This is a genomic window from Peribacillus asahii (genome assembly GCF_004006295.1).
GTDB classification, from domain to species: Bacteria; Bacillota; Bacilli; order Bacillales; family DSM-1321; genus Peribacillus; species Peribacillus asahii_A.
Genome location: NZ_CP026095.1, coordinates 2068469 through 2086962, shown reverse-complemented (window position 1 = coordinate 2086962; position 18494 = coordinate 2068469). Strand labels below are relative to the sequence as shown.

Sequence of the window (18494 nt, the reverse complement as noted above, 5' to 3'; positions counted from 1 at the left end):
TGATCAGTTAATAGCCTTGCTAACTTTCAGCTTCTTTCCTTTGATTGTTGTATTTTCCATGGCTTGTAAGACTAGCGAGCCTTTTCCATTAAGAATATCAACATATGACAAATTATCCCGGATTGTTATAATACCAATATCATCTGCTGTTACTCCAGGAATTTTTGCAATCGTTCCAACAAAATCTACAGCTCGAATCTTCTTGTTTTTTCCCCCATTAAAATGAAGTTTTAGAATATCTTTGTTTATTCGGGCAGTTTTATTATTTTTAACGACTCGGCGGCCGCTTACTTTTTCTTCGAAGGAGGCTTTTCTTCTAGCAACTTCCTCATGTGTAGGAGCCTCCATTGTAGGTATCTCAAAGCCAATGTATTTTTCAATTGCTTTAAGGAACTTCCCTTCATAAGGTGTCGCAAACGTAATTGCTTTTCCTTTATTACCGGCGCGACCGGTTCTTCCTGTTCGGTGGACATAGCTCTCTTTTTCCATTGGAACATCATAGTTGATGACAAGTGTCACATTATCAATATCAATTCCTCTTGCAGCTATATCAGTGGCCACAAGATAACGAAAATTCCCCATTTTGAAACCATCCATAACGGCAAACCTTACTTCTTGTTCTAATCCTCCATGGAGTCTTTCACAAGAATAATTGGATTCTTCCAATTCGGTAAAGACTATATCTACGTGTTCTTTAGTTCTGCAAAAAATGATACAACTCTCTGGATTTTCAACGACCGTAACGTCTTTTAGCAGTGAAATTTTTTCTTCTTCTTTAACCTCGATTAAACTATGTTCAATTGTATTCGTCGTTATCCCGGTAGCAGTAATCTCAATATTAATAGGATTTTTCATATATTTATGGCAGAGATTTTCAACATCTCTAGGTAATGTGGCGGAAAATACCATCGTTACTCTGTTTAAAGGGATTTCATTTATAATCGCTTCTACTTCGTCGATAAAACCCATATTAAGCATTTCATCAGCTTCATCTATTATAAGATACTTTACTTGGTCTAAAACTAGAGTCCCTCTTTCGATATGGTCCATGACACGACCGGGTGTACCGACGACTACATGAGTTTTTTGTTTTAATTCTTCTTTTTGTTTCGCAAAAGGTTCTTTTCCATAAACGGCCATAGCTTTAATCCGTTTAAATCTTCCAATATTCGTTATATCTTCTCGAACTTGGACAGCAAGCTCCCTAGTTGGTGTAAGAATAATTGCCTGTGGCTTTTTTTCTTCCCATTCAATCATTTCGCAAATAGGTATACCAAAGGATGCAGTCTTGCCACTGCCTGTTTGAGATTTTACTACAAGATCTTTCTTTTCCATTGCTAATGGTATTACGTCACTCTGAACCTCTGTGGGAATTTCGTATTTTAACACAGCGAGTGCTCTTTTTATTTCATCGCTTAAATTATAATCCTCAAAATTTCTTTTCCTCATGTATTAACCTCGTTTTTTGTATTATCCGACTTATATATAGGATTCTCTCAAAGAAATATTATATGTAAAACCCGAATATAGTTCATTATACTTGAAATACCAGATAAATCGGCTTTTATTTTTATTACATCAAATTTCTGGATCAAATAATCTGTTTTTCTTTTGCCGCTATATAGTGGATGGGCTTTCTCGTTCGGAAAATCTGTAATAGAAGGGCAGGCACTCAACTTTTTATCCTTATCATCATCTGAGTCCTTTATAGCAGACGTTACTAAATCTAATTAAAATTATTCTGCTTCTTCGTTTAAGTACAAACCTCCACAATCTCTACTAAACTTTAATATGGATATCCAATTTACCAAAGATGTTGTTCATTTCAGATATAAATAAAGGCTGAACCCCCTTAATAAGGTTCAACCTTTCGCTTTAGTTCCTGATTAAAAAATCCTCTTCAGAATCCCCAATAAAAAAAAGGCGATGAAGCGGCCTTGTCATGACGACGTACAGTAATTTAATGTCCAATTCACTTTCGATTTTATAGGATTCGTTCAGAGAAATTGCAAAAACGCCATCAAATTCAAGTCCTTTTGCTAGATACGATGGCAAAATAACTAGTTGATCCTTTGGGATGGATGCTTGTTCTTCGAGTAAGCAAACTGATTCGTCTATTTCACTCAACACTTTGTAAGCTTCCCGGCAATCTTCCATCGTTTTAGTAATGACAGAAAATGTGCGTAGTCCTTCTTGTTTCATAGTTTGAACTCGATCAAGCAACTCCTTTCCCCAGAATTGATTCACCTTTTTAATAAAAATAGGTTTCTCACCGTGACGAACGACTGGCTCTACTTGAGGAAAGTTATAAGGTAATAGTTCCAATAGTTTATTGGCTTCATTCATGATTTCAACTGTCGTTCGATAACTTTTCTTAAGCTCAGTATAGGTAGCGCGCGGAAAAATATTGTGATGAACTTCCTCCCACTCTTCTAATCCGCGATACGAGTAAATCCCTTGCGCCAGATCGCCGACCAATGTGAACATATCCGTGTCAGATGACGTTTTTAACGCTTGCAGCTGCATGAAGCTGTAATCCTGTGCTTCATCGATGACGATATTCTTGGCCCGCTTCTCTTTATCGACTCCAAACAGATGCGAATGGAGGTATAGTAGAGCACCTAAGTCCTCCAGCTCATATTGATTTTCTCTGAAAAATTTCATTTGATATCGGCAAAGTCGTTCCGCTTCCTCAATTGAGAGTGTCCCATCACTATATGTAACCAGCATCTCTGAATCGGTAAAAAGCTCCTGATAGTATTCAAGAATATGCTTTCGTTCAAATGGTTTAAAATAAGCTTTAACAGATGTACGAATCGCTTTCTTGATTTCTTCCGTTCGTTCCGCTTTTTTATCCAAGAATTTCGTGACGTACTCTCGGCGAAGATCAGGTTTAATATTTCTAGTTAAAGCCTTTTGAATCTTAGTATCATAAAAACTAGTCACTCGGTCGAGCATAGTTTTTTTCTTCGATTTTACTTGACTTTGCAAGACTTGCTTTAACTTATCGACCCGTGTATAAATCGGTAAATACCAATACTCTTCCACCAACAGCTTCTTGAACTTTTTAGCCGAATAAAGTCGGTATTTATCGCAGTAGAAATCTTCCTTTGGAAAGAATCGAGTGATGATTTCTTTCACATATTGGTCGAGGATTCCTTTAAATTTGGACGATCCCTTAATCCCTGAAACCCAGATTGACTCTGTTGTTTCATCATCTTTCTTTTCAAGCAAATCAATAAGTTTCCTATCAGGAATAATGTTCAACTTACATTCAATCGCACTTTGTACATATTCCGTAAAGGTAAATTGCTTCGCTTTTTCTACCCCTAACTCTGGTAGCGCCTCGGAGATGTAATCGATAAACAGTCGACTTGGCGCCAAAATCATCAGCTGTCTTGGATCAAATAAATCTTTATAGTAATAGATGAAATAAGAAATTCTATGGAGAGCAATCGTCGTCTTTCCGCTCCCCGCCGCGCCCTGGACAATAATCGGCTTATTCAAGTCGGCCCGGATGATTTTATTTTGCTCTTCCTGAATCGTGGAAACAATTTCGGTCAAACGATTACTAGAGCTCTTCGCTAACGAATCTTGCAACAGCTCATCCGTTGTTGTCAAATCAATGTCACGGATTTCATCTAAAGTTCCATCCTCAATCATTAACTGTCGTTTCAGCGTAATATCACCTGAGAATTTTTCCCCTTCTGCTTCGTATGTTACCGACCCGATTCTACCCTCGTAATACAGGTTGGCAATCGGCGAACGCCAGTCAACAATGATTTGCTCCTGATTTTCACGCTGATACAAGGAAGTTTTACCAAAGTAAAGAATTTCCTTTAGTCCGTTTTCATCCCGCGTGAAATCCACTCTAGCAAAATACGGCTTACTTTGTGCCTTTTTAAGGCTTTCCAGTTCCGCTTGCGACATGTCGAAGAAATTAGCCGTCGTCAGTAATTCGGCATATCTCCCTGACTCCTTCCAGTCTTCATCTCCAAACGTTTCCTGCATAATTTTCTTAAATTGATCCTTGCTCGTCTCAGCAGTCTTAATGACCACATCCATATAACGCTTTGTAAATTCTAATCTTTCTTGCTCACTTTTCCTGTCCGGGTGCTGTTTCGATGTCATTTCGTTCTCCTCTCATTCTTCGAAATAAGGTTCTTGACAATCGTCTACAGCGGTGAAATGGACATTAATACTATCAGAAATATCTTCTTATTGCAATGAAAAACACCTCTCATTAGAATGGGCTTTTACGTTCTATTCTTTCTTCTTCATCCAATAGTTTACCTCTGTTTACACACGTGACTGCACCTTACTGCTTATTTATTTTGTATTTAAAAATAACCTAATTTTGTTGGGTTACAGCACTACTACTCACAATTTCAAATGTTTATTTTTGGGGAAATAAAAACCATCCCTTTGGATAATCAAATCTAAAAGGGTGAAAATGGTGCAATTTTTTATATTAACTGTGCTATGTGATTACTAGAGGTTAATGAACAACACCTAGATATATAAGTTAAAGTTTAGAAGAGATTGTGAAATTTCGTATTTAAAGTAACGAAACAGATTAGTCCAAGAAGGTACTAATGGAGCAGTTTTCAATACTTCGAAGGCAAGTTAATTGAAGAACCCTCTCAAAAATCATCGTTTTAAGAGGGCTTTATTTTATTTGAAAGTTTGTAGATTTTAGGAATGAATATGTCTCAATTGATTACTCAAATTCTAATTCACATGAACAAACGTTTTGATCGTATTTTCTTAACGTTGGAAATCCGCATAATCGAAATGCCCCCCTCCATGCAAACTTACCCATACTAAAAGAGTAAAAATTTATTTGGAGTAATATGATTTTTTCTACTGTCAATTAAAGCAATACAGTGAGCCAATCGCTCTATCCCTAGTTTAATTTGACTCTCCTTCACTTGAGAGATGCTTAATCGAAGGAGATTTTCCTTTTTATATTCTGGTAAAAACATTCTAGAGGCATCATCAACATATATATGCTGCTCGTTTAGTATATGGACTACCTGTTTTGCTGTCACATTCTCGGGCAAACTAATGGATAGATAGAATCCTGAAGTTGGTTTAGAAAAATAGGTATTAGCAGGTAGCAATAATTCACATGCTTCTTGAGTGATTTGCATTTTAGTGCGATATACCTCTTTTATTTTTTTGAGATGTTTATTAAACATACCACTTTTTAAATAGATTTCTAGCGCACCTTGAGAAAGTGCTGAACTATTAAAATCCGAACTAAATTTATATCGTAAAAAATTGTTAATCATTAAGGCAGGAAGAACGACAGTAGCAATCCTTAACCCTGGGAGAAAAATTTTCGAAAAGCTTTTAATATAAATCACTCTCCCAGAAGGATCAAAAGAAAATAAAGGATCTGATTTTGCATTTAAATCAAGGTCTCCTAAAAAATCATCTTCCACTATATATACATCGTATTTTTTAGCTAACTCAACGATTTTTTTCTTTTCGCTATTCGAGTAACAATGTCCCAGTGGATTGTGAAATCTCGGGATAATATAGAAAAATTTTATATCATTATTTCGAAACATGTATTCCAGACGTTCAAGATCAATCCCTTCCATCGATAATTCAATTCCAAAAGTAGTAGCTTGGTGCAAATTGATGGACTCAATGAATCCGAAATAAGTAGGCTGTTCAATTAGAATATTTCTTTTTCCATTTGGAAAAGGCATAGAAACTAATAAATTAAGGGCTTGTTGCGAGCCAGAAACAACGACTACTCTTTCAGGTTGAGTGAACACCTGTAGACTCTGCAAATATTTCACTAACTGTACTCGTAATGAGTAAAGCCCTTGTTGATCAGAGTATGTAAAAAGCTCTTCTTTATATTGTTCAATTGCTTGATTCATACAATGTTGAAATTCAATATAAGGCATAACGTGTTTATCTGGACCAGCAGACAAGAAATCAATCATGTCCTTTTCATTCGTCGCATTTTGATATTCATTCACAACAAAGTAGCCACTTTTAGGGACAGAATAAATTAAATGTTCTTTTTCTAGTTCTTCGTATGCTTTAATAACTGTATTTTTACTACATGAAAAATGCTCAGATAGTTGACGAACAGAAGGGAGTTTACTTCCTGCAATAAGCGCCCCATCTGCTAACCGAAGCTTAATTTCTTCCATTATCTCGATATATTTTGAGCTCACACATTTATCCTCCTTTAACTGTACCGGTACAGAAGGGTAAAAAATTGGTTTATTTTTAATATATGTACCTATTATTATTTAAATTATATCAGAACTGTTTTTTAATAAAAACAGAAAGTGGTACAGATATAATACGAAGTAAAAAGGTAGGTAGGATAAGATGCAGAGAGAAACCAGAGAGAAATTTGGATTATTGTTGGGATTAGTAGGTGTTATTTGTTTTAGCTTAACACTTCCTTCTACAAGTATTGCTGTAGAGTACTTTGGGACCACGGTCGTTGGTTTAGGAAGAACGGTTGTGGCTGCCATTTTAGTAGCTGTGATATTTATTATTCGAAAAGAAAAACTTCCTTCTCCCCGCCAATTCAAAAGTCTACTTATTGTTGCTGTTGGTGCAGTCTTAGGATTTCCTCTCCTCACTTCCTGGGCAATGAAATCCTTGCCTGTTTCCCATGGAGCTGTGGAATTGGCCCTGTTACCATTATCAACAGCCGGCTTTGCTATGTTTAGAGCAGGTGAAATCCCTTCTCCTAAATTCTGGATTTCAAGTATAATCGGTTCTCTAGCTGTTATCATGTATGCACTTCATCTCGGATTCGGTCAATTACAATTTGCCGATTTAGCTTTACTAGCAGCAGTGATTATACTTGGACTTAGTTACGCAGAAGGTGGGAAGTTAGCGAAAGAATTAGGTAGTTGGCAAGTAATTGCTTGGGCAATTATGATCGGTGCTCCATTTTTCATCATTCCAGTTGGACTAAACCTTACAACTGAAATGCTCCATGCCCCTATACAAGCCTGGGTCAGTTTTATTTATCTCGCAGTCGTTAGTCAATTTCTAGCATATGTTGCTTGGTATGGCGGAATGGCTATGGGTGGAATAGCAAGAGTGAGTCAACTTCAATACATACAACCATTTTTGATGATTATATTTGCAACAGTATTTCTAGATGAATCCATCACATTTTTCACTCTTGTAATAGCAGTGATTGTTGTTATTTCTGTTATATTAGGAAAAAATGCTCCCGTATCAAAAAAAAGATTTGTATCAGAGAAAAACTAGCTGCATGTTCAATTGAGATAGCTAAATAATTAAATTATGAAAAGGTATGAATCGTAGGAGTTCAAGGATTTAAAATTTATTCAACTAAAAGGCGGAACAACTAGTTACATATAAAAAGCTGATCGGCAAATAACACCAATCAGCTTTTTCATGATGCTTATTCTTCTCGAATGACTAATAGTACACCCATAAAGATTAATAGGGTACCTATCCAAAAAGAAAAGCCAATTTGTTCACCTAGTAATAACCACCCTAAGAAAGTACCGACTATAGGTTGGAAAAAGAAAAATAATCCGCCACTCGAAGCGTTAAGCATTTGCAACCCGCGATTCCACAGTAAAAAGCCATATGCCGTCGAAATAACTCCTAAGTATAAAAGACCGCCCCAAATAGATGGATGCATCATAGCTTGAAAATCAAGATCTGCTAATCGATTAATTGTAAAAGGCGTTAGTAAGGCAATTGCTACAAGAATAGCATAGCTCGTCACGACAATTTGTGAATAGTGTTCCGGTACACGTTTAATAAGAACAGACATAAGTGACCATGTTAATGCTGCAATAAGCAGTGATACACCTCCAAGTTGATGAGATGAATCGATATTGGCATTTCCAACAATCATACAGACACCGATTGTTGCTAACATAATAGAAATTGCTTTTTTAAACGTGATTTTTTCTTTTAAAATAATGCGGGCAAATAACACCATAAATGCAGGTGTCGTTGAAGTAATAATGGCACCCATTTGTGCGGTAGAAAGCATCGTACCGACTTCTTGGGTTACGATAGAAATTGTATTCCCAATAAGCCCAATCATGAAAAGTAATAGCCAGTCTCGTTTTCCAATACGCCACGATTGTTTTGTTACAACACCAATAATGAGCAATGCAAAGATCGCAATAACATAGCGAAACCATACTAATTCAAGTGGCGGTACAACATCTACCACAACTTTTACTACAACATACATCCCGCCCCAAATACTCGCAGCGAGTGATAAATATAAAGAACCTAATAAGGTGTTTTTCATTTTGTACCCTCCGTTTTCTCTAGACAATTCTTGTCCTTAACGGAGATATAGTTATTCTACCGTTAAGGGAGAATAACTACAGGTACATCATTTTCAAATAGTGACAACCACATCATCAGCTTTCAACTCACTTTCAAAACGTTTACTTTATCATATACTAATTTTGTTGAATTCGATATAAAACGGTTCAATTATTCGACCACTCGTACGATTCAAAAATTTGATAGACTATATTTACAATTGTCATTTCTGTTCATCACATTCAGTTTGAATAACTTGTAATTCAGCTTGTCCGTCATTTTCAACCACATGTTTGAGGATTGACAACTTATTAGTCCAAAATTGTTCAAAAAATGAAAGCCACTGTTTTAATTCTTCTAAGGATTCTGGTTGCAGCCGATAAAGTTTTTCTCTACCAACCTTTTGCCCACTAACTAATTTTGCTTCTGAAAGAATATGAAGGTGTTTTGCAATGGCTGTACGACTCATAGGAAAATAAGATGTTATGTTTGAAATAGATAACTCTTTTTGAGTGAGTAATTTTAGTACTTCTCTACGAGTTGGGTCGGCAATAGCTTGAAATACATCGTATTTTTCTGCTGATGAAGACATTTAGCCCTCAACAACCTTTTTAAGCTTTTCATTCACAATCCCTACCCAACCGTAATTCATTCTGTCACGAATAACAGCACTTTCCTCGTTGGCTTTCGGAAGAATCGTATCAGAATGTTTCCATCCAGTATGAATTAGAGTAAACTCCGTCTTATCGCCCATCTCTTTTAAAATAAACGATACAATCCAACCATCTGTATCCCATGAAAAAGAAAGTCGATAAGGTGCATCAATTTCTAATACTTTGCATGGGGATGGCCCAAAAGGTGACTGCACATGAAATTCATGCCCTACTTTCAGCTCAAAATCATTCGGCATAAACCATGATGCAATACCTTCCGAAGTAGATACTGTATCCCATACTTTTTGAATAGATGCTTCAAAAATAACCGTTTGCTTAATATCTGGTACTGTCTTTTGATTATTTGTTTCCATAATCATTCTCCTTATTTAATTTAAAATGCAACACTATATGGTTTCATATTTTCATAATATAACACCCTATGGTTTCGTGTCAAAGTAATGTTTATCTTCAAAAAACAGATGTTCCTCTAAAAATCCACCAGGAAACTACAGTAAAGCGGCAAACAAATGACTCCCGCTAGGATTGCTGGAGTCATTCTACTTAAATACATTTGTGTAGATCCGTTTGCTTTTTTATGGCTATGTTAAACGATATTGTTGGTACTACGATTTTTGGCTCATTTTAGCCAAAAATCAACTAAGTCCTCTAACAAAGCCTTTAAAGAGAAATACTATATGCTTTATATTCAAAATTGAGCTTACTCAAGCAGTAAATGTTTCAAATTCAATAAGCTATCCTGCTGAACTTTGCAAGCTTGACATAAATATGTTTCTATATCTCCATATTTATCAATAATGCCATAATACACGTCATCTAAATAGTCACGACGAACTTCTAACATTGGTTTTATTCGCTCCGGTGATGCTTGAAATAAACTCATCCATCGAATAAATCTTTCCACTTTTTTCATTCTTGGTCCAATGACATCATTTGAAAATAAATAATCCTTTAACACCTTTTCATAAGATACTCCAACAAGCAATTGAATGATAGCTGCTATATATCCTGTGCGATCCTTTCCTCCTGTACAATGAATAAGTGCTGGTACATTTTTTTGCTCCGAAAGCAATTGAATGACTTCTTGAATTTCATTACCACTTGAAAATGCCATATTCCGATACATTTCCTTCATGATTTCCTCAAAATTGATGGTATTCGACTTTCTAACTAAAAATTTTAAAAACTCAAAGTGAGTAAATTCCTGGCTTTTATCGTACATTGATATGCTTACTAACTCTACTCCATGTTCAGGCTTTATTCGACCTGGTTTTGATTTTTGCTCATTTGGTGTTCTTAAATCACAAATTAATTTTAATTGTAAACGTTTCATCTTCTCTATATCTTGTTTAGATAAACGAGACAATTCATCTGAACGAAATAAAACACCTGTCTTCATTCGATTTCCATCTATTGTCTCTTGCCCGCCAATATCACGAAAATTATACAACCCATCGAATTGTCTTATGACTTCCTTCTCCATAATTTCCATATGAATTCCCCCAGCTTTATTTATTAACTCATTCTATGAACAGAACGATTGCATCCAAAGCAATCATTTTGTTTTATATGACTAAAAATATTTATATAGTCACATAAAACACAAAAGAAAAACTGTTCCTTCAACAGTCTAAATTTTACTTTATATAATATAGCGATTATGATGATTATAAAATATAATATGACTAAAAGTCTATAAAAAGTCATATAAAAATTTTATACAGGGGTTTTATTATGCCTAAATTTACAGAACAAGAAAAAGAACAGATTCGTCAGTCTCTCTTATCAAAGGGAAGAGAACTATTTATTCAATATGGTTTAGCAAAAACAAGCATTGATGATATTGTACTTGCATGCGGAATTGGAAAAGGTTCATTTTATAAATTTTTTTCTTCAAAAGAAGAATTATATTTCGCGATTTTAAAAAATGAAGAAGAAGTGCGTGAGACAGTACTGAATCAGTTATTTAAAGAAGAACTTTCTTCCAAAGAATTACTGTCCTCCTTTTTTCATACATCGTTTCAATTTGTGGAAGAAAATCCATTTCTCCAACGTGTCTTCCAAAACGGAGAACATGAACGTTTAATGCGAAAATTACCTCATGAGATGATGGCGTTTTCTGAACATAATATGAACAGAGGGATCTTGGCTATCCATACTCTAATAGAACGTGGAATACTACCTAAGGAAGATCCACAAGTTATTGTCGGAATTATTAAAGCTATCATGATGTTACGGTTACATAAAGAAGAAATAGGCGATGTGTTATTTCCTAAAGTAATGGAGAAAATTATCGATTTTATTGCAGAGGGATTAACTAAAGAAGGATGAGATAATATTGTGGAAAATCTGATTATTTTATGCTGAAAACACCTCATTACGTTCAGACAAAACTCAATCCATAATTGGGCAGCAAGTATACTCAAAGGTAGCTCTGCCTAAAACTATACTAATAACCTTTTCCCACTCTATCTTTTATACATTATTTATACAAAAGGTTTAACCAGTTTCCATACTCTTTTTAACTAATGCACTCACTTACACTTATTCATATAAAAAAAGCGATTCTTATTAAAGAATCGCGCCTTCTTGTTAAAGAAATCCTATTATTTATTATGTTTCACATTACAAACACTCGGATCAATTATAACGTTTTCACTATTATGAAATGAACGTGGTAAATATATAGTAAATGTTGTACCTTTTCCTATTTGACTAGTTACTTTGATCTTCCCATTTAACTCCTCAATTACACGATAAGCAACCATCATTCCAAGTCCTGTTCCCTTTTGACCTTTTGTAGTAAAGTACGGTTTTCCTAATCTCTCAATTTGTTCACGATCCATTCCGACTCCTGTATCTTCAATAGAAATCTCATACATATTTTTATGGGAATTCATAGATATTACTAATTGCCCACCATTAGGCATAGCCTCAATAGCATTTTTAAAAATATTTAAAAATGCCTGCTGGATGATTCTTCTATCACCTATAATCCAAAAAGGAGAGAGGCTCTTTTTAACTTTTATAGAGTTCATATTAGAAATAGGACTAACTAATTCAATTATATAATTCAAAAAATGTTCCATGTTTATTTTTTCTATTTTTTCAGGAGCAGGTTTAGCGAAAGTAAGAAAATCGCGAATAATAATTTCCGACCTTTCTAATTCATCCAATGCAATTCCAATATATTTTTGCTTTTGGAGATCGCTTTCATTCTCCTTCAATAGCTGCATGAACCCTTTTGCACCAGTTAAACCATTTCTAATCTCATGTGATATGGATGCACTTAAGTGACTTAGGATTTCCATCTTTTCAATATCTACTATTTTATTTCGAATTTGGTAATTCAGCCTTATTCTTTCGAGAGTAAAAACACAAAGTATAATACATATAATTTTAATAAGATTTCCTAGTAAAGTTATGTTTAACGGCGTATGTGAAACAAATATATTACTATAAATAAAGTAACTTAATGACAAGTGGAAAGTAATAACACTTAAAGAAATCAGTAATTTATGAGTGGTTTCCGATTTTATAAATCTTTTAAAACAAATAAAAGTAAGCAGCGGTATGACACTATAATTCAAAATGGTACCCCAAAAACCAAAGTCTACACCTATAACAAATCGATACAGAACTATAAACACATATAATCCAACACTTACCAAAGGTCCGCCATACAAGCTTGCCATAATAAAAGGAACTATGCGAATATCAACGATAAACCCTTCATTCACAGAAAATGGAAAAGTCATACAAAAAAAGATTGATATCAAACCTGCAAGAAACGAATAGATTTTTATTAATTTCCTTGTTAGTTTCTTTGTGTAAATTTCTATAATGTGTTGTGTGATAAGTAACACAACTAATAGAAATAAGACATTGATAAGAATCGCATACATTTGTAATGCTCCTAGTATAAAAATTATTAATAATATTTTACCATATATAAATCCCCCATTATTACAATATTTCAAATAAAATACTGGAATTTTATTTGAAATAAGGCTCTGTTAAACTTAAATGTTGATAATTCTATAAAAAATTAGGGAGCTACCATTAAAGGAGCTCCCTATCTTGTTTCACTAACGGACAGGTTGAACAAGGACTATTCAAATGTTAGGCTGTATTCTATGTAATGGATGATTAAAACCAAGGAAACCATTTATGAAATATAGACATTTAATAACCATCTAGGTATGTAGCCCATATAATACATAAAGGGGGCAATCATCATGTATTCAACAGGGGAATTTGTGCAAGAAATGTTAGTCCTTTATAGTATTGCCATATTGGGATTTATCGTAGGAAAAACCGAAATCCTAAATGAAAACACTAATGATGTACTAACACAACTAATTCTATATATTACTTTGCCCGCTCTCCTTTTATTTTCGTTAGATATTCCATTTTCAGTTACTATAATAAAAGAATTCTTGTGGTTTATATTATTGTAAATCTAATTAACTCATAAAATATTGTGTAAAACGCATTCTCGCTAAAAATCAACAATACCCTCTAACAAAGCCAAACAAAAACAGCTGAAGTCAGTACGATCAGTACCAACATCAGCTGTTTCTTATACTTATTATTCTTCACCAAACATCTCATCAATTGTTCCTGCGTTTGCCATTACTGCTTCCATCAGATTTTCATCGGAAACAATTTTATACTCGCCTTCTTTGTCCTTCTTCAGGTTTAATGTAACCTCACGAGTTGCCATAGAAGCATCTTCAGCAGTCAAATGTTTAATAAGAGTGGTCTCCATCATTTTATCCATTGCTTTATCGGCCTCTTCTGTATCTTCACTGAACGCCATCCCGAAGGCCATTGGCATGACTTCGCTAATTGTTGAAGTTACTGCAACTGCGAAATCCACAGACGTTACTTCCACTTTGACTTTTGCAGTATCCCCTTCTTTTGACACTTCAACTGGCTTTTCAAATTTGTATGTTTTACTTAATGATTTAAAAAGCTTGTCAACATCCATTCCCTCAGCTTTTCCTTCATTTAAGTTTTTAAAGTCGAAATCCTCTGTTGCTTTTGTATCGACAAATGTACTTGCTTTTTCAAAATCGCCCTCTTGGATAGACGTCATAAAATCATTAACAGTATCGGTTGGTTTCGGTGACCCGCATCCTGCCAACATGCTAACGGTCAATCCTGCAACCATAATTCCAGATAATAGTTTCTTGCTCAATTTCTTCAAGATATATTTCCCCCTATTGATATATGAATTTATTAATCATTTAAAACTATTGTAACATAACAAATTCTTTTATAGGATTACACCCATTAACTACCAGTACTTAAGAGATGAAATAAGCCCCCCCAGCTACAAAAGAACGTAACCGTTGGGGTGAGAACATTTAACCCGAGAATTAAAAGAAGCTGCAAATAAAACAGCTGAGCTTAATCGAAAATGGAGCCGTATTAACGATGAGATCACTATTGTAAATTTCATGCTCTGCACTCGCCCAGAAATCTATTGCAATCATACGAATTTGCATTTCTACATAAACATGGATCTTACGGTCTGACATGAATAATGGAATTATAGTCTATCTTCTTGTATTAGAAATATCATAGAGAATGAGAGAGGTGAAAAAATGAAAAGTGAGGACAAAAAGCCTTATTTAACAACTAAAAATCTTACTCCAGAAAATCAAGAATCACCTATTCATTTTCTTAACAACTGGCAAACACCCACTAAATACTTTTATCGTAGAAATCACTTCCCTTACCCGTTGCTTAGCCCGCACCATTTTTGGTTACAAATTACTGGTCATGTTTCTCAACCACGCTTTTTTCATTTTTACGAATTATTGTCTATGCCCACAAGATCTCTTATAGTCCCCCTTGAATGTTCAGGAAATAAACGAGCACATTTTATTCCAAAAGTATATGGAGAACAGTGGGAGGAAGGAGCTTTAAGTCAAGGTAAGTGGACTGGTATTCCTTTAAACGCCCTCCTTAAATACGTGGGACTCACTAATGATGCCCAAGAAGTTGTCTTTCAAGGAGCTGATTTTGGCAATAGAACAGATGTAGAAGAAAAAGTTTCTTTCAAAAGAAGCCTTCCTTTGGAAAAGGCATTGCATCCTGATACAATGATTGCTTTTCAATACAATGATAAACCGCTCACTTTTAAACATGGTTACCCATTCCGTTTAATTGTTCCTAACTGGTACGCGATGGCTTCTGTAAAATGGTTAAGAAAGATTACAGTGATCAATCATTCTTTTAAAGGGCCCTTCCAAACAGATGATTATATGTATTATCCGTACAAAAACAGTGATAAAGATTCAGTTCCTGTGACAATAATGAACGTTAATTCAATCATACAACAACCACTGAACCTTTCCATATTAGATACTGGTGCACACCAAGTTAAAGGAATTGCTTGGTCTGGACAAGGAATAATCACCGAAGTACAGTTAAGTTTCGATAAGGGGGAAACATGGCTGCAAGCAACATTAAATCAATTGCCAAATCAGCCCTATTCTTGGTCAAGTTGGTCCTTCGATTGGAAAGTTGATAACAAAGGGGAATATATGATTTATGCAAGGGCTAAAGATTCATCAGGTAACGTACAGCCTTTAACCCCGTTTTGGAATCGAAAAGGATATGGTTATAATGCTGTATCAAAAATTGCTGTGAAAATTAAATAATATGACGAAAATTAATAGTAGCGATGCTTACTCATAAAGCATCGCTACTTAACATCAGAAAATTCTATAAGTTCAGTTCTTGTGGCGGTTCACCTTGATTATTTAAGATACGAACCGTTTCAGGCTGTATTTGTAGAAATACATAGTTCGGATCTTCAGGCCCCTCGAACCATTTGTTAAAGGATTCATCCCAAAATTGTTTTTTTAGCTGTTCCGAATTATTAATTGTAGACGTTCCAGCAATTTCAACATACGTATCGCTTTGCCCTTTATCTTCGTAACCTAACAGTACAGACACAGCTGGATTTTTTTCTATCTCTTCTATTTTCTCCGTATCAGCTTTCGTTGGTGTAAATAGGGTTAGGTCTTCATTATAGAACGTCATATAGCGTGAATGAGGTTTATTATTTTCAACAGATGAAAGGACACCTGTTCTATGATTAGAGAGAATTTCAACTACTTCTTTTTTTAAATCTTGTTGGCTCATTAATATTTACTCCTTTTACACAATTATTTATGATCCGTGAAAATAATTTAATTATCTCAAGAAGGCGAGCGTATACATGCTCGCCTTCTTTCTAACTACGGTGTTCAACAAGGTCAATTACCCCTAATACGACATGTGCTAAACCAAAACCAAAAATAGTATTGGCCACCATTTTGTTAGAGCCTCGTTTTTGTTTCAACATATAACCTGCTGTGGATACAGCTGTACCTAATACAGTTGGAATTAAGCCTTCGCGCATTGTAATTTCCCTCCACCCCGAAGTTAGTAGTGCCTAAACACCTATTTTATTTTCACCTGGGTGATATAGAAATATACCGGGTCATATAAAGGCTTACCGCGAATATCATGTGAAGTATTCTAATTTAGCATGGGGGAAAAATTTCTCCATATAAGAATATAAATGACTTTTAATATCTTCCTCTTCTTCTTTTTGATAAATGTACTTTCCTATTCCATATTTCCCCCATTTATATCTTCTTGCGGATTCATTTAATTCTAATTTAGTCATCGGATAGTTCTTTTCAATTACTTTCTTAGCTGGTTTCGTAAAACGATGCTGAATGAATTCAAATGTTATATCTTTCCTTGCTTCTGCAGGCAATTCTGCATCGAGCCGCTCAAACATATGATAGTAGCCATCCTGCCATCCTTCATGAAGATAAATGGGTGCAACAATAAAACCTAATGGATAACCCGCCCTTGCTACTTTGCCTGCTGCCTCAATCCGTTTAACCAACGGAGAAGTTCCCGGCTCAAAGTTTTTAATCACATAATCAGCGTTGACACTAAATCGAAATCTTGTTTTTCCATTATGCTTAGCATCAAGTAAATGATCGACATGATGAAATTTAGTCACAAATCTTAGCTTTCCATACTCTGATTCTCCAAAGTGTTCAATTGCACGTTTTAACGTATGAGTTAAATGATCAATGCCTACGATATCGGACGTACAGGATGCTTCAAATCTTGTCATTTCAGGTGCACGTTCTTCCATATATTGATCGGCAGCCTCCAAAATTTCATCAACATTTACATACGTACGAATATATGGTTTACTCCCCATTGTAGTTTGTAAATAACAATAATGACAATGTCCCATACAGCCTGTTGCAAAAGGAATCGCATATTCAGCAGACGGCTTAGAAGTATCGAATTTGAGCGTTTTTCTTATTCCAACGACAAGTGTAGACTTGGCAATTCGATATTTTTGAAAATCATTTTCACCAGGCAAATTCCTTACTTGATTATGAGACGTTGTATATCGAATTTCTATATTCATTTTTTCGAACTTTTCTTTAAGCTCTCTTCCTAATGGATACTCCAAAGCGTTTGGCTCAAAATATACGAGTTGGGGTGTAAACGGTTTATTCATTCTAGAATCCCCTTTTTTAATTCTTCTAAAAAAACTGTTGATAAGCTTGTTCCGCTTCTATTTGGCTTGAATATACAGCTGTTTCATTTGTTAACGGATAATATGTCTCATACAAAAATAAAGCTAATTCACCTGGGCTCTCAGGGTTATTGACAACCGCTGCTTCTTGTATATTGGCTACATCTTGTGTGTGGGGGTTTCGATAAAATACATATACAATATCTCCTACCTTGTAAGACTCCACCTTATCACCATCCAATAGGATTTATTATCATTCTTCCTTGAGCAGAAAAAAATATAATTACTTGATTATGGAATTAAAGCGTTTGTATCAAGCGATGTAGAAGGAAGAAGGAAGCGGCATTAATTTAACAAAACCTCAAGATTGAAAAGTGAATATGGATTAATTATTTTTAATTTAGCTCATACTAACTTAGCATTAATGAATTATAGGAGTTGAATAAGTATGGAATTTGAAGCTAGAAACTCTACAGAAGCTGCCCTGCATCATTATAAAGCTGGTTTAGGACTATTTACCGAGAAAATGCCTGAACTCGCTCAACAATTTAATGCTTTTACAGAAGAATGTTTTAAAGAAGGGGTTTTATCGCAGAAAGAAAAACAACTAATTGCCCTTGGTATAAGTCTGTATTCTCAAGACGAATATTGTATTATTTATCATGTTAAAGGATGTTTGGACCAAGGCTGCTCAGAGCAAGAAATCTTTGAAACAGTTGGAGTAACCGCAGCATTTGGCGGCGGAGCAACAATGAGCCAAGCCGTAACGCTTGTCCAAGAATGTGTTCAAGAACTAAATCAGCTGAAGCAATAGGACTGCGTAGCTTGAATGAATCATTTAGCATGAGTCTAGAACAATTTCTCTAGATTCTTTACATTAATTATGAATAAAACGTGGCTCAAAAGGTTGAATATATACCCTTTTGAGCCACGCT

At 35.0% G+C, this 18494-nt stretch carries 18 protein-coding genes; 5 read left to right on the top strand and 13 right to left on the bottom strand.

What is annotated here, in order from left to right; genetic code table 11:
- Positions 1–3: 3 nt before the first annotated feature.
- From BAOM_RS10095 to BAOM_RS10085, 3 genes are all read right to left on the bottom strand, one after another.
- Entirely contained in the window at positions 4–1449 is a 1446-nt protein-coding gene (locus tag BAOM_RS10095; protein ID WP_127760173.1) for a DEAD/DEAH box helicase, read from the bottom strand.
- A gap of 426 nt (positions 1450–1875) precedes the next feature.
- Positions 1876–4131 carry an RNA polymerase recycling motor HelD gene (helD, locus tag BAOM_RS10090; protein WP_127760172.1) on the bottom strand — a complete coding sequence of 752 codons (2256 nt, stop codon included), beginning with the start codon at positions 4129–4131 and terminating at the stop codon, positions 1876–1878.
- A gap of 692 nt (positions 4132–4823) precedes the next feature.
- A complete protein-coding gene (locus BAOM_RS10085; protein ID WP_127760171.1) occupies positions 4824–6200 on the bottom strand; it encodes an aminotransferase-like domain-containing protein in 1377 nt (458 codons plus the stop codon).
- Positions 6201–6360: 160 nt separating this feature from the next.
- Here BAOM_RS10085 and BAOM_RS10080 point away from each other — a divergent pair, with 160 nt between their 5' ends.
- Entirely contained in the window at positions 6361–7263 is a 903-nt protein-coding gene (locus BAOM_RS10080) for a DMT family transporter (RefSeq protein WP_127760170.1), read from the top strand.
- Between the two features lie 157 nt (positions 7264–7420).
- Here the strand turns inward: BAOM_RS10080 and BAOM_RS10075 are convergent, their stop codons facing one another.
- The 4 genes from BAOM_RS10075 to BAOM_RS10060 form a co-directional block, all read right to left on the bottom strand.
- A complete protein-coding gene (locus BAOM_RS10075) occupies positions 7421–8293 on the bottom strand; it encodes a DMT family transporter (RefSeq protein WP_127760169.1) in 873 nt (290 codons plus the stop codon).
- Positions 8294–8536: 243 nt separating this feature from the next.
- On the bottom strand, positions 8537–8905 hold the full coding sequence (locus BAOM_RS10070; protein ID WP_127760168.1) for an ArsR/SmtB family transcription factor: 369 nt from the start codon (positions 8903–8905) through the stop codon (positions 8537–8539).
- Positions 8906–9340 (bottom strand): SRPBCC family protein, encoded by a 435-nt coding sequence (locus BAOM_RS10065; RefSeq protein ID WP_127760167.1) that lies wholly within the window; start codon positions 9338–9340, stop codon positions 8906–8908.
- A 347-nt stretch (positions 9341–9687) separates the two neighbouring features.
- Entirely contained in the window at positions 9688–10479 is a 792-nt protein-coding gene (locus tag BAOM_RS10060; RefSeq protein WP_127760166.1) for a tyrosine-protein phosphatase, read from the bottom strand.
- Between the two features lie 242 nt (positions 10480–10721).
- Here BAOM_RS10060 and BAOM_RS10055 point away from each other — a divergent pair, with 242 nt between their 5' ends.
- Positions 10722–11318: a TetR/AcrR family transcriptional regulator gene (locus BAOM_RS10055; protein ID WP_127760165.1), complete on the top strand. Its 597-nt coding sequence runs from the start codon at positions 10722–10724 to the stop codon at positions 11316–11318.
- A gap of 275 nt (positions 11319–11593) precedes the next feature.
- Here the strand turns inward: BAOM_RS10055 and BAOM_RS10050 are convergent, their stop codons facing one another.
- Positions 11594–12892 carry an ATP-binding protein gene (locus BAOM_RS10050; RefSeq protein ID WP_127760164.1) on the bottom strand — a complete coding sequence of 433 codons (1299 nt, stop codon included), beginning with the start codon at positions 12890–12892 and terminating at the stop codon, positions 11594–11596.
- 333 nt (positions 12893–13225) lie between these two features.
- Here BAOM_RS10050 and BAOM_RS10045 point away from each other — a divergent pair, with 333 nt between their 5' ends.
- Positions 13226–13447 carry a hypothetical protein gene (locus BAOM_RS10045; RefSeq protein ID WP_127760163.1) on the top strand — a complete coding sequence of 74 codons (222 nt, stop codon included), beginning with the start codon at positions 13226–13228 and terminating at the stop codon, positions 13445–13447.
- Positions 13448–13578: 131 nt separating this feature from the next.
- Here the strand turns inward: BAOM_RS10045 and BAOM_RS10040 are convergent, their stop codons facing one another.
- Positions 13579–14163, bottom strand: a complete 585-nt coding sequence (locus tag BAOM_RS10040; RefSeq protein WP_435873568.1) for a DUF4878 domain-containing protein — start codon at positions 14161–14163, stop codon at positions 13579–13581.
- A gap of 436 nt (positions 14164–14599) precedes the next feature.
- Between BAOM_RS10040 and BAOM_RS10030 the strand changes: the two genes are divergently transcribed.
- The gene (locus BAOM_RS10030) at positions 14600–15661 is read left to right on the top strand and encodes a sulfite oxidase (RefSeq protein ID WP_127760161.1); all 1062 of its coding nucleotides are present in this window, start codon (positions 14600–14602) and stop codon (positions 15659–15661) included.
- A 64-nt stretch (positions 15662–15725) separates the two neighbouring features.
- Here BAOM_RS10030 and BAOM_RS10025 read toward each other — a convergent pair whose 3' ends face one another.
- The 4 genes from BAOM_RS10025 to BAOM_RS10010 all read right to left on the bottom strand — a co-directional run bounded on the left by BAOM_RS10025 (position 15726) and on the right by BAOM_RS10010 (position 17785).
- Complete coding sequence (locus BAOM_RS10025) at positions 15726–16148, bottom strand: pyridoxamine 5'-phosphate oxidase family protein (protein ID WP_127760160.1); 423 nt, start codon at positions 16146–16148, stop codon at positions 15726–15728.
- A 91-nt stretch (positions 16149–16239) separates the two neighbouring features.
- Positions 16240–16413: an asparagine synthase gene (locus BAOM_RS10020; RefSeq protein ID WP_127760159.1), complete on the bottom strand. Its 174-nt coding sequence runs from the start codon at positions 16411–16413 to the stop codon at positions 16240–16242.
- 99 nt (positions 16414–16512) lie between these two features.
- Positions 16513–17541 (bottom strand): spore photoproduct lyase, encoded by a 1029-nt coding sequence (splB, locus tag BAOM_RS10015; RefSeq protein ID WP_127760158.1) that lies wholly within the window; start codon positions 17539–17541, stop codon positions 16513–16515.
- A gap of 25 nt (positions 17542–17566) precedes the next feature.
- Positions 17567–17785, bottom strand: a complete 219-nt coding sequence (locus tag BAOM_RS10010) for a transcriptional regulator SplA domain-containing protein (protein WP_127760157.1) — start codon at positions 17783–17785, stop codon at positions 17567–17569.
- A 222-nt stretch (positions 17786–18007) separates the two neighbouring features.
- Here BAOM_RS10010 and BAOM_RS10005 point away from each other — a divergent pair, with 222 nt between their 5' ends.
- Positions 18008–18373 carry a carboxymuconolactone decarboxylase family protein gene (locus BAOM_RS10005; protein ID WP_127760156.1) on the top strand — a complete coding sequence of 122 codons (366 nt, stop codon included), beginning with the start codon at positions 18008–18010 and terminating at the stop codon, positions 18371–18373.
- Positions 18374–18494: the final 121 nt, after the last annotated feature.

What these genes read in the sequence shown, in the direction of transcription:
- BAOM_RS10095 (WP_127760173.1), bottom strand. Translation starts at nt 1,449, where the DNA reads ATGAGGAAAAGAAATTTTGAGGATTATAATTTAAGCGATGAAATAAAA.
- helD (WP_127760172.1), bottom strand. Translation starts at nt 4,131, where the DNA reads ATGACATCGAAACAGCACCCGGACAGGAAAAGTGAGCAAGAAAGATTA.
- BAOM_RS10080 (WP_127760170.1), top strand. Translation starts at nt 6,361, where the DNA reads ATGCAGAGAGAAACCAGAGAGAAATTTGGATTATTGTTGGGATTAGTA.
- BAOM_RS10075 (WP_127760169.1), bottom strand. Translation starts at nt 8,293, where the DNA reads ATGAAAAACACCTTATTAGGTTCTTTATATTTATCACTCGCTGCGAGT.
- BAOM_RS10070 (WP_127760168.1), bottom strand. Translation starts at nt 8,905, where the DNA reads ATGTCTTCATCAGCAGAAAAATACGATGTATTTCAAGCTATTGCCGAC.
- BAOM_RS10065 (WP_127760167.1), bottom strand. Translation starts at nt 9,340, where the DNA reads ATGGAAACAAATAATCAAAAGACAGTACCAGATATTAAGCAAACGGTT.
- BAOM_RS10060 (WP_127760166.1), bottom strand. Translation starts at nt 10,479, where the DNA reads ATGGAAATTATGGAGAAGGAAGTCATAAGACAATTCGATGGGTTGTAT.
- BAOM_RS10055 (WP_127760165.1), top strand. Translation starts at nt 10,722, where the DNA reads ATGCCTAAATTTACAGAACAAGAAAAAGAACAGATTCGTCAGTCTCTC.
- BAOM_RS10050 (WP_127760164.1), bottom strand. Translation starts at nt 12,892, where the DNA reads ATGTATGCGATTCTTATCAATGTCTTATTTCTATTAGTTGTGTTACTT.
- BAOM_RS10045 (WP_127760163.1), top strand. Translation starts at nt 13,226, where the DNA reads ATGTATTCAACAGGGGAATTTGTGCAAGAAATGTTAGTCCTTTATAGT.
- BAOM_RS10040 (WP_435873568.1), bottom strand. Translation starts at nt 14,163, where the DNA reads ATGGTTGCAGGATTGACCGTTAGCATGTTGGCAGGATGCGGGTCACCG.
- BAOM_RS10030 (WP_127760161.1), top strand. Translation starts at nt 14,600, where the DNA reads ATGAAAAGTGAGGACAAAAAGCCTTATTTAACAACTAAAAATCTTACT.
- BAOM_RS10025 (WP_127760160.1), bottom strand. Translation starts at nt 16,148, where the DNA reads ATGAGCCAACAAGATTTAAAAAAAGAAGTAGTTGAAATTCTCTCTAAT.
- splB (WP_127760158.1), bottom strand. Translation starts at nt 17,541, where the DNA reads ATGAATAAACCGTTTACACCCCAACTCGTATATTTTGAGCCAAACGCT.
- BAOM_RS10005 (WP_127760156.1), top strand. Translation starts at nt 18,008, where the DNA reads ATGGAATTTGAAGCTAGAAACTCTACAGAAGCTGCCCTGCATCATTAT.